Origin of the sequence: Asaia sp. As-1742 (assembly GCF_011753235.1) — a bacterium.
In the GTDB taxonomy this organism is placed as follows: domain Bacteria; phylum Pseudomonadota; class Alphaproteobacteria; order Acetobacterales; family Acetobacteraceae; genus Asaia; species Asaia bogorensis_B.
Genome location: NZ_VWWA01000050.1, coordinates 1 through 1,058 on the forward strand (window position 1 = coordinate 1; position 1,058 = coordinate 1,058).

At 64.6% G+C, this 1,058-nt stretch carries 1 protein-coding gene; it reads right to left on the reverse strand.

The features are described from left to right. Positions 1-16: 16 nt before the first annotated feature. A protein-coding gene (locus tag F3J08_RS16825; protein WP_166931919.1) for an IS630 family transposase occupies positions 17-965 on the reverse strand; the annotation gives its coding sequence in 2 pieces (ribosomal slippage) (positions 17-626 and positions 625-965; 951 coding nt in all). Between the last annotated feature and the right edge of the window lie 93 nt (positions 966-1,058).

Here is a 1,058-nt window from a genome sequence, read left to right on the forward strand (position 1 = left end):
CTAGAGCATAATCCGATCATTCTGGTTCATACCCTGCGGCGGTGAAACACGCGGTGGCCTGCCTTGGGCAGACGTTGTCGATCGCGGCGCATACGGCATCCTGCAGAGCCGCGACGGTGCGCGGTGCAGCCCGCCTGATCCAGGCTTTCATCTTCGAGAAGATGTTCTCGATCGGATTGAAGTCAGGGCTGTAGGGCGGCAGGAACAGCAGGCGAGCGCCAACTGCCTCGACCGCGTCACGGGCCGCGGCGCCCTTGTGGGCGGGGAGGTTGTCGAGGATCACGATGTCGCCTGCCGACAGGCTCGGGGCCAGCACTTTGCTGACGTAAGCCGCGAACCATTCCCCGGTCATCGGCCCGGTCAGCATCATCGGTGCCGTCATGCCTGACAGACGCAGGCCACCGATAAACGTCGTGGTGTTCCAATGCCCGTGCGGCACCGGCATCCGGCAGCGCGTGCCGCGCTTTGAGCGTCCACGCAGACGGGCCATTTTCGTGGAGACGGCGGTCTCGTCGATGAAGACCAGACGCGCCGGATCGAGATCAGGCTGGTTTTCGAACCACGCCTCACGCCGTGCCGCGACGTCGGGCCGTGTCTGCTCGCTGGCGTGCGCTGTTTTTTTTGACGGTCATGGCGTGGCGGTCGAGGCAACGCCAGATCGTACTCGGCGCGAAACGCACACCATGCTCTGTCGCCAGCCTGTCGGCCAGTTCTACGAGCGAGATATCGCCCTGAGCCTCGACCTTGGCCAGCAGGAAGTCCGACCAGGCCTCGATCCGATGCGAGCGACGATCGCCGCCCTGCGCCAGCGCATGGTCGCGGCCGCTGGCGCGCCATTCCGCCACCCACCGGATGACGCTCGACGGGGAAACACCAAAACGAGCCGCCGCCGCACGACGGGTCATCCCGGAGGTCACGGCGGCAAGCGTACGTTGGCGAAGGTCGGTCGACAGGGCTCGGGTCATGCACGCCGGCCTCCCGCCCGGCAGGAAGCATGAATCAGATTTCCAGAACAATGGGAATCCCAAAACGACTCCGTCAGGTCAGATTATGCTCTA